9 protein-coding genes are annotated in these 8,923 nt (G+C 73.1%); 4 read left to right on the top strand and 5 right to left on the bottom strand.

Annotated elements, in window-relative coordinates:
* Positions 1-286: 286 nt before the first annotated feature.
* Genes sdhC through G6556_RS14665 form a run of 4 tightly spaced genes read left to right on the top strand, consistent with a single transcriptional unit; the run spans position 287 to position 3,762 of the window.
* Positions 287-658, top strand: a complete 372-nt coding sequence (gene sdhC / locus G6556_RS14680; RefSeq protein WP_346774924.1) for a succinate dehydrogenase, cytochrome b556 subunit — start codon at positions 287-289, stop codon at positions 656-658.
* Positions 658-1,107: a succinate dehydrogenase hydrophobic membrane anchor subunit gene (locus G6556_RS14675; protein ID WP_147795869.1), complete on the top strand. Its 450-nt coding sequence runs from the start codon at positions 658-660 to the stop codon at positions 1,105-1,107. The genes sdhC and G6556_RS14675 overlap by 1 nt, the downstream gene beginning before the upstream one ends.
* Before the next feature lie 49 nt (positions 1,108-1,156).
* Positions 1,157-2,995, top strand: a complete 1,839-nt coding sequence (gene sdhA / locus G6556_RS14670) for a succinate dehydrogenase flavoprotein subunit (RefSeq protein WP_166942906.1) — start codon at positions 1,157-1,159, stop codon at positions 2,993-2,995.
* Positions 2,995-3,762, top strand: a complete 768-nt coding sequence (locus tag G6556_RS14665) for a succinate dehydrogenase iron-sulfur subunit (protein WP_166942903.1) — start codon at positions 2,995-2,997, stop codon at positions 3,760-3,762. The genes sdhA and G6556_RS14665 overlap by 1 nt, the downstream gene beginning before the upstream one ends.
* A gap of 110 nt (positions 3,763-3,872) precedes the next feature.
* On the opposite strand, the gene G6556_RS14660 is transcribed toward G6556_RS14665, so the two are convergent.
* The 5 genes from G6556_RS14660 to trpS form a co-directional block, all read right to left on the bottom strand.
* On the bottom strand, positions 3,873-4,925 hold the full coding sequence (locus G6556_RS14660; protein WP_166942900.1) for a hypothetical protein: 1,053 nt from the start codon (positions 4,923-4,925) through the stop codon (positions 3,873-3,875).
* 148 nt (positions 4,926-5,073) lie between these two features.
* Positions 5,074-5,892, bottom strand: a complete 819-nt coding sequence (locus tag G6556_RS14655) for a histidine phosphatase family protein (RefSeq protein WP_166942897.1) — start codon at positions 5,890-5,892, stop codon at positions 5,074-5,076.
* 314 nt (positions 5,893-6,206) lie between these two features.
* Positions 6,207-7,250, bottom strand: coding sequence for a YihY/virulence factor BrkB family protein (locus G6556_RS14650; protein ID WP_166942895.1), 1,044 nt, complete (start codon positions 7,248-7,250; stop codon positions 6,207-6,209).
* A gap of 91 nt (positions 7,251-7,341) precedes the next feature.
* Positions 7,342-7,881, bottom strand: coding sequence for a 2'-5' RNA ligase family protein (locus G6556_RS14645; RefSeq protein ID WP_166942892.1), 540 nt, complete (start codon positions 7,879-7,881; stop codon positions 7,342-7,344).
* Positions 7,878-8,900, bottom strand: coding sequence for a tryptophan--tRNA ligase (gene trpS, locus G6556_RS14640; RefSeq protein ID WP_166942889.1), 1,023 nt, complete (start codon positions 8,898-8,900; stop codon positions 7,878-7,880). The genes G6556_RS14645 and trpS overlap by 4 nt, the downstream gene beginning before the upstream one ends.
* Positions 8,901-8,923 lie beyond the last annotated feature (23 nt).

The following is an 8,923-nucleotide window of genomic DNA, read 5'->3' as shown; positions in this document are numbered from 1 at the left end:
ACATGGCGGGCAGCGTATCGGGACGAACCGGACCTGCGCCGGGGCGTCGTCACCCGTGCGGGTGGTCCCGAGCCGGGCCTGCCCCGACCAGGGACTCTGGTCCCACCCGCCGTGTGCGCTTGGTCACATCGGGCCCGGATCGGGCCTCCCCCGGCGGGTGACCCAGCCCACGATCACTACAGTGAACGGACCGGACACAGCAGTCCCGCCCGAACTCGCCAGGAGGCCACCCGTGCCCACTGCGCCTGCCGAAGCCCGCGACGACGCCGCCCCCACGGCCAAGCGGATCCCCGGCGGCACCCTCTACCGCGGCCGCGAAGGCATGTGGTCCTGGGTCGCCCACCGGATCACCGGCGTGCTCATCTTCTTCTTCCTGCTCGTGCACGTGCTCGACACGTCGCTCGTGCGGGTCTCCCCCGAGGCGTACAACGCCGTGATCGGGACCTACAAGAACCCGATCATGGGGCTCGGCGAGGCCGGCCTCGTGGCGGCCATCGTGTTCCACGCCTTCAACGGCATCCGGATCATCCTGGTCGACTTCTGGTCCAAGGGTGCGAGGTACCAGCGCGTGATGCTCTGGGTCGTGCTCGGCCTGTTCGTCGTGACGATGGCGGGCTTCCTGCCGCGGCACCTGATGCACGTCTTCGGAGGCGAGTGATGACGACGATCGCCGCCCCCCGCACCCGCGGTGCCGGGCCGGGCCGCCGCACCTCCCGCGGCAACTGGGAGCTGTACGGCTGGGTGTTCATGCGCGCGTCCGGCGTCGTGCTGCTCGTGCTGATCTTCGGCCACCTGTTCGTGAACCTGGTCGCCGGCGAGGGCATCTCCGCCATCGACTTCGGGTTCGTCGCCGGCAAGTGGGCGTCCCCGTTCTGGCAGATCTGGGACCTGCTGATGCTGTGGCTCGCGATGATCCACGGCACCAACGGCGTCCGGACGATCATCAACGACTACGCGGAGCGCGACGGCACCCGCCTGGTGCTCAAGCTCGCGCTCTACACCGCGTTCACCGTGGTCGTCGTGCTCGGCACGCTGGTGATCTTCACCTTCGACCCGTGCCCCGCGAACAGCCCGGCGGACCTGCTGCCGTCGTTCTGCACCGCCTGACGCCCCGCCCTCTCGCCACCCCGCATTCGCTTTGGAGGCATCGACCCCGATGCAGACCCACCAGTTCGACGTCGTGATCGTCGGCGCCGGCGGCGCCGGGATGCGCGCCGCCCTCGAGTCGTCCGCCCGCACCCGCACGGCGGTCATCTCGAAGCTCTACCCGACCCGCTCGCACACCGGTGCGGCCCAGGGCGGCATGTGCGCCGCGCTCGGCAACGTCGAGGACGACAACCCCGAGTGGCACACGTTCGACACCGTGAAGGGCGGCGACTACCTGGTCGACCAGGACGCCGCGACGATCATGGCGAACGAGGCCATCGACGCGGTGCTCGACCTGGAGCGCATGGGGCTGCCGTTCAACCGCACCCCCGAGGGCCGGATCGACCAGCGCCGGTTCGGCGGGCACACCCGCAACCACGGCGAGGCCGCCGTGCGCCGGGCCTGCTACGCCGCGGACCGCACCGGGCACATGATCCTGCAGACGCTCTACCAGCAGTGCGTGAAGAACGAGGTCGCGTTCTTCAACGAGTTCTACGTGCTGGACCTGATCCTCACGCACGACCTCACCGGCCGCGAGGTGCCCGAGGGCGAGGACGTCGCGGTGTCCGGCGTCGTCGCCTACGAGCTGTCCACCGGCGAGATCCACGTGTTCCGCGCCAAGTCCGTGGTCCTCGCGACCGGCGGCGCCGGCAAGATCTACAAGACCACGTCGAACGCGCACACCCTGACCGGCGACGGCATGGCGCTGGCGTACCGCCGCGGGCTGCCGCTGGAGGACATGGAGTTCTTCCAGTTCCACCCGACCGGCCTGGCCGGCCTCGGCATCCTGCTGTCCGAGGCCGCACGCGGCGAGGGCGGCATCCTCCGCAACGCCGACGGCGAGCGGTTCATGGAGCGGTACGCCCCCACCATCAAGGACCTCGCGCCGCGCGACATCGTCGCCCGGTCGATGGCCAACGAGGTGCGCGAGGGCCGCGGCGCCGGGCCGAACAAGGACTACGTCCTGCTCGACCTGACCCACCTGGACCCCGCGCACATCGACGCCAAGCTCCCGGACATCACCGAGTTCGCCCGGACCTACCTCGGCATCGAGCCCTACACGGAGCCGGTGCCGGTGTACCCGACGGCGCACTACGCCATGGGCGGCGTGCCGACGAACGTCGAGGGCGAGGTCCTCCGGGACACCACCCACGTCGTCAAGGGGCTCTACGCGGCCGGCGAGGTCGCCTGCGTCTCCGTGCACGGCTCCAACCGGCTCGGCACCAACTCGCTGCTCGACATCAACGTCTTCGGCAAGCGCGCCGGCATCTCGGCCGCCGAGTACGCCGCCGGGGCGTCCTGGGTGGACCTGCCCGCCGACCCGGCCGCGGCCGTCGTCGAGGAGCTCGAGGACATGCGGAACCGCCCCCAGGGCGAGCGAGTGTCCGACGTCCGCCGCGAGCTGCAGCAGACGATGGACACCAACGCGCAGGTGTTCCGCACCGCCGAGTCGCTGCGCCAGGCGTTCCAGGACATCCAGGTGCTGCAGGAGCGGTACTCCCGGGTCTCGGTCCAGGACAAGGGCCGGATGTTCAACACCGACCTGATCGAGGCGATCGAGCTGGGCTTCCTGCTCGACATCGCCGAGACGGTCGTCGTCGGGGCGCTGAACCGGCGCGAGTCCCGCGGCGGGCACTTCCGCGAGGACTACCCGAAGCGCGACGACGAGAACTTCATGGAGCACACCATGGCCTACCGCCGGCAGCCCGGCGTGCCGGTCGACTCCCCCGCCCTCTCCGCGCCGAAGGGCGAGGAGGTCCCGGAGCCGGGCCCGGGCCGCCCGGTCGTGCTCCTGGGCACCAAGCCCGTCGTGACCACCGTGTACCAGCCGATGGAGCGGAAGTACTGATGACTGCTGTCGCAGAGCGCTCGGCCGCCGCCGAGCCCAAGGCCGGCGAGATCCCGTCGTTCGAGGTCACGCTCAAGATCCGCCGCTACACCCCCGAGACGCACGGCGACGAGGCGTACTGGGAGGAGCACACGGTCACCGCCCACGGCACCGACCGCCTGCTCGACGCGCTGCACAAGATCAAGTGGGAGTCCGACGGTTCGCTGACGTTCCGGCGGTCGTGCGCCCACGGCGTCTGCGGCTCGGACGCCATGCGGATCAACGGCCGCAACCGGCTCGCGTGCAAGGCCCTGCTCAAGGACCTGAACCCGGACAAGCCGATCACCGTCGAGCCGATCAAGGGCCTGCCCGTGATCAAGGACCTCGTGGTCGACATGGAGCCGTTCTTCGCCTCCTACCGCGAGATCATGCCGTTCCTCATCACCACGGGCACCGAGCCGTCCCGCGAGCGGCTGCAGTCCCCCGAGCAGCGGGCCCGGTTCGACGACACCACCAAGTGCATCCTGTGCGCGGCGTGCACGTCGTCCTGCCCGGTGTTCTGGACCGACGGCCAGTACTTCGGCCCGGCGGCGATCGTCAACGCGCACCGGTTCATCTTCGACAGCCGGGACGAGGGCGGGGCGCAGCGGCTCGAGATCCTCAACGACAAGGAGGGCGTCTGGCGCTGCCGGACGACCTTCAACTGCACCGAGGCCTGCCCCCGCGGCATCGAGGTCACCAAGGCGATCCAGGAGGTCAAGCGCGCGATGATCACCCGCGCGTTCTGACCCCCGGCGCCCCGGGGTCCCCGGGTCCCTCTCGAGTGGAGCGTTCTGCCCGACACGCCGGCGCGTGTCGGGCAGGACGCTCCACTCGTCTCCACTGACGGCGCGTGGGTTCAGTCCGCCGCTGCGAGACGCCACCGCGCTCCTGCCCTGCGGGCGACGGCACGCCCGTGCGCCGCGCGAGCACGGCCCTGCCACCGCGTGCGGGCCGCCGGGCCGGCGAGGTCGACCGCCGTCGCCCGGAGCACCTCGATCCCGAGGGCGTGCAGCCGTTCCTGCCGGTCGGCGTCGGCGCTGCGCCGATCAGCGGCGGAGTGCACCGCCCCGTCGTACTCGGCGACGAGGCCGCTCATCGGGTCGAGAACGTCCACCCGCGCGACGAAGCAGCCGTCCTGGTCCAGCACCTCCGCGTTGCACAGGGGCACGGGCAGTCCCGCCTCGAGCCACGCCAGGCGCATCCGGGTCTCCTGCGGCGACTCCACCCCGTCCGCGGACAGGGCGAGCGCACGACGCGCGGCGGCCGCACCTCTCCAGCGCGCCCGCTCCCGCACCAGCTCGTGCAGGTCGTCGACCCGCAGCAGCCCGAGCGCCCGCATCCGGTCCAGCCCCACGACCGCGTCCTCGGGCGCAGAGGTCCGCGCGAGGTCGAACGCCGTGCGCGTGGCCGTCGTGGTCGCGAACCCCTCGAGGGTCGTCCGCTCGTGCGGGGGAACGACGCTGCGCAGCAAACGCTGGCCGCTCCGGCGGGCGAGCCGGACCTCGGGCGGCGCGAGCAGCAGCACCGGACGGAGGTCGGCCGGTCGACCTCCCACTGCGGCACCGTCGAACAGCAACGCGTCCGCCGCGCCCGGGGTGCGCGTGGTCCGGGGGAACCGCGAGGGCTCACCCGCACCCAGGAGCGCACGGCGCTCGTGCAGCCGCGCCGCTGCCCAGCCGCCGAGCGTCACGGACTCGGGTGCGCCGGTCATCGCCACCGCGATCCGGATGTCGGGGTGGTCGACCTGGGCCCCCGCGACGACGTGGACACCATGCGCCGCTCGCACGTACCCCGCGCGCAGGTCGGCCCGGCGTCCTCGGCCCGCGGCCTGCCGTGCCGACACCACCGCAGGCAGGTCCCGGCCTGGACGGAGAGCGGTCGAGGTGTCCACGGGGTGCTGGGCCGTCATCGACCCACTGTGTCCGCGGGACGGGCCCGAATCCACCGCCCGACGGGAACCCTGTGGACAACCGGCCGGTCACTGGACACAACTGGAGCGTTCTGCCCGACACGCGGCGGCGTGTCGGGCAGAACGCTCCAGTCCGGACAGGCCCGGGTCAGGTGAGGTGGCCGGTGTCGTCCACGAGCTCCACGGCCCAGGTGCCGTCCTGCCACGTGAGGGCGGTGCGCGACAGGTTGGACGGGGACGACCGCTCGACCCCGTCGGCGCCGACCACGTCGAGCAGCGACAGGATCGCCAGCCCGTGCGTCACGACCAGCACGTCGCCGCCGCCCCGCGCCACGGCGTCCTCGACCACGCGGTCGAGCGCCGCGCCGAGCCGCTCCTCGACCTGGTCGCCCGTCTCCGCGAGGCCCCAGTCGTCACCGGCTGCGACGAGGTCCGCCAGCGCGCCCACCCGCCCGTCACCGATCTGCCCGAGGACGCCCGGCAGGTCGTGGTGCAGGTCGTCGGCGGTCAGTCCGTGCGGGGCGAGCAGCGGGTCGAACACCTCGGCCGCCCCGTCCCCCTCGAAGCCGCCGAACCACCACTCCCGCAGCCCCGCGTCGACCTGCACCTCCGGCGGGTCCGGGTGCGCCGCCAGGACCTCCCGCGCGGTCTCCTGGGTGCGCTGCAGGTCGCTGCTCCACGCCGCCACGAACGCGGTGCCCGCGAGCCCCTTCCCCGCGAGGGCCGCCGTCGCCAGCCCGTCCGGCGTCAGCGGGGCGTCCGCCCAGCCGGCGACGATGCCCTTGACGTTCTGCACCGTCTCGCCGTGCCGGACCAGGTGCACCCGGACGACCGGGTCCCCGGTCGCCGCCGAGTCGGCACGGTCCACCGGGGCCTCCGCGGCGGTCGTCGGCGCCGCCTCGGGCGGGACGGGGTCCGCGGTGCCGCAGCCCGCGAGGGCCACCACCACCGCCGCCACAGCCGCCACGACCGGTCCACGAGCTCGCATCTGTCCTCCGCTCCTGCGGCGAGGTGTCGCCGTCGGCGAGAGCGGCACGCCCGGTCGGGCCCCGGCCGGCGCGTGCGCGTCGGCGGGACCCGCCCGCGGCTGACGAGAGGTCCGCGGGCCCGCAGCGCGGACCCGCGGTGAACGTACGGGCGGGCACCGGTGCGGTCCACAGCCCGATGAGGAGCCACCACGGGGACGTCGACGTTGGCCACTCGGCCGGGGTGGGGACGACTGGAGCGTCCTGCCCGACACGCACCGGCGTGTCCGGCAGGACGCTCCAGTCGGGGTGACGGTCAGGCGTCCGCGCCGTCCGTGGCGGTGTCGGCGGGCTGCGCCTCGTCCGCGGGCGGCGGGTCGGCGGTCCAGGCCGCGGCGAGCAGCACGATGCGGGCGATCAGGTTGATCCAGATCAGCAGCGTCACGATGACCGCGAACGACGCGAGGATGGCGTTCCGGTCCGCCGAGCCCGCGACCACCGAGGTGCCGAGCACCCGCACGACGCCGAGCCCGACCGCCGCGACGAGCATGCCCTGCCGCAGGTCCGGCCACGCGGGACGCTGGCCGGCGAGCACGAGCACGATCAGCGCGAACGTCCCGGCGTCGACGACGAACGCCACGAGGATGCCCGCGCCGCGCAGCACGATCGAGCCGACGGTCGACCCGTCGAGGCCCAGCGCGGTCAGCGCCCAGTCGGCGGCGGTCGTGGTCGCGATGCTGAGCAGCGCGGAGACGAGGATGGCGAGGCCGATGCCCGCGAACCCGGCGAGCTCGCGCAGCTTGCCGGTGACGGCGTTGCCGCCGCCCTCGGCACCGAACATCGCGCGCACCGCGGTGCGCAGGGCGGCCATGGCGGAGATCGCGCTGACCAGGAGCACCACGAAAGCGACGAGCCCCGCGACGCCGACGCCGGTGCTCAGCTGGAGCGTGTCGGGGTCGATGACGCCCGTCTTGTCGTCGCTGCTCGTCATCACCAGGCCGGGCAGGTTCGCGTCGATGGTGTCGAGGACGGTCTGGCGCAGCGCCTCGTTGTTGCCGAGGACCGCCATGAACACGGAGTAGCCGATGGTGAGCCCGGCGAACACGGAGAAGATCGTCGCGTAGGCGATGCCGCCGGTCAGCACCCCGCCGCCGGCCTCGCCGAACCGGGCGTTCGCGCGCGCGGCGCGGGTCCGCTGCCACCACGCGAGGACGGCCTTGCCGCGCGCCGTCAGCCCGGCGAACCCGCCGGGGTACACCCGCGCCCCGACGTCGCGCCGGTTGCCGGCGGCGACCTCGTCGGTGCTCGCGGCGGCGGCGTGCGCACGCCCGGCGCCGTGCGGTTCGGCCGGGACTCCCATGCCGACGACCCTAGGGACCGCCGGGCCGCTCGGCATCCGGAGCGGGCGCGTCGCCGCCGGTCAGGGCGCCGCGGCGGGCCGTCGGGCCGGGTCAGCCGCCGAGCGGGAACGCGCCGATGGTCCGCCACATGCCGTCGTCGCCGTGCTCGTACACGTGGATCTCGGTGACGTCGAACCGCGCCTCGAACCCCGCCATGTCGGCGAACGCCCGGTCGAGCGCCTCGTCCGGCACGTCGTGCGCGATGGTCACGTGCGGGTGGTAGTGGAACCGCAGCTCCTGGTCGAGCACGCTCGAGCGGATCGCCACCTCGAGCAGCTCGCAGGACGCGATCCCCTCGACCACCTCGACGAACACCACCGGCGACACCGGCCGGAACGTCGCCGTCCCCCGCAGGTGCACCGTGAACGGGGCGTGCGCCGCGGCGACCGCGCGGAGGTGCTCCTCCGCGTCGCGCAGGGCCGCAGTCGGCAGCACCGTCGGGCCGAGCAGCGTGATGTGCGGGCGGATCAGGTGGGCCGCGGGGTCGCCGACGCGGGCGCGCGCCGCCTGCAGCTCGGCGGCGTACGGCTCCGGGACGGAGACCGCGACGCCGATCCGGAGCTCGTCGGCGAACGGCCCGGTGGGGTTCATGCGGTCCGGCGGCGGGGCAGCAGACCGAAGCGGTCCGCGACCCGGTCCAGCGTGCCGCGGGCGATCGCCCGGGCGCGCTCGGCGCCGTCCTCGAGCACCGCGTCGAGCGACGCCGGGTCGGACAGGTAGCCGTTCACCCGCTCCTGGAACGGGGCCAGGAACTCGACGACCACGTCGGCCAGGTCGACCTTGAGGTGGCCGTAGCCCTTGCCCGCGTAGTCGGCGACGATCGACTCGACGTCGCGCCCGGTCAGCGCCGAGTAGATCGTCAGCAGGTTCGCGACGCCGGGCTGGTTCTCCCGGTCGAACCGGATCTCGGAGCCTGCGTCGGTGACCGCCGAGCGGATCCGCTTCGCGACCGTCTTCGGCGGGTCGAGCAGCTCGATGATCCCGTTCGGGCTCGACGCGGACTTGCTCATCTTGGCCGTCGGGTCCTGCAGGTCGTAGATCTTCGCGGTGGCCTTGACGATGTGCGCGTCTGGCACGACCGCGGTGCCGTCGCCGAACCGCTTGTTCAGCCGCTCGGCCAGGTCGCGGGTCAGCTCGAGGTGCTGGCGCTGGTCCTCGCCGACCGGCACGAGCGCCGTGTCGTACAGCAGGATGTCGGCCGCCATGAGGATCGGGTACGTGAACAGCCCGACCGTCGTGCCCTCGGCGCCGTGCTTGGCCGACTTGTCCTTGAACTGCGTCATCCGGCCGGCCTCGCCGAACCCGGTCTGGCAGGACAGCAGCCAGGAGAGCTCCGCGTGCTCCGCGACGTGCGACTGCACGAACAGGATCGACCGCTCCGGGTCCACGCCCGCGGCGAGGTACTGCGCGGCGGTGCGCCGGGTGCGCTCGCGCAGCGCCGCCGGGTCGGGCGCCACCGTCAGCGCGTGCAGGTCCACCACGCAGTACAGCGCGTCGTAGGACTCCTGCAGCGCGACCCACTGGGTCAGCGCGCCGAGGTAGTTGCCGAGGTGGAGGGAGTCGGAGGTGGGCTGCATCCCGGAGAAGATGCGAGGGGAGCCGGAGACCATGGGTCCATTCTGACGGTCGGGGG

This window comes from Cellulomonas sp. IC4_254 (assembly GCF_011603975.1).
GTDB lineage: Bacteria > Actinomycetota > Actinomycetes > Actinomycetales > Cellulomonadaceae > Cellulomonas.
This window is presented reverse-complemented; position numbering and strand designations above follow the sequence as displayed.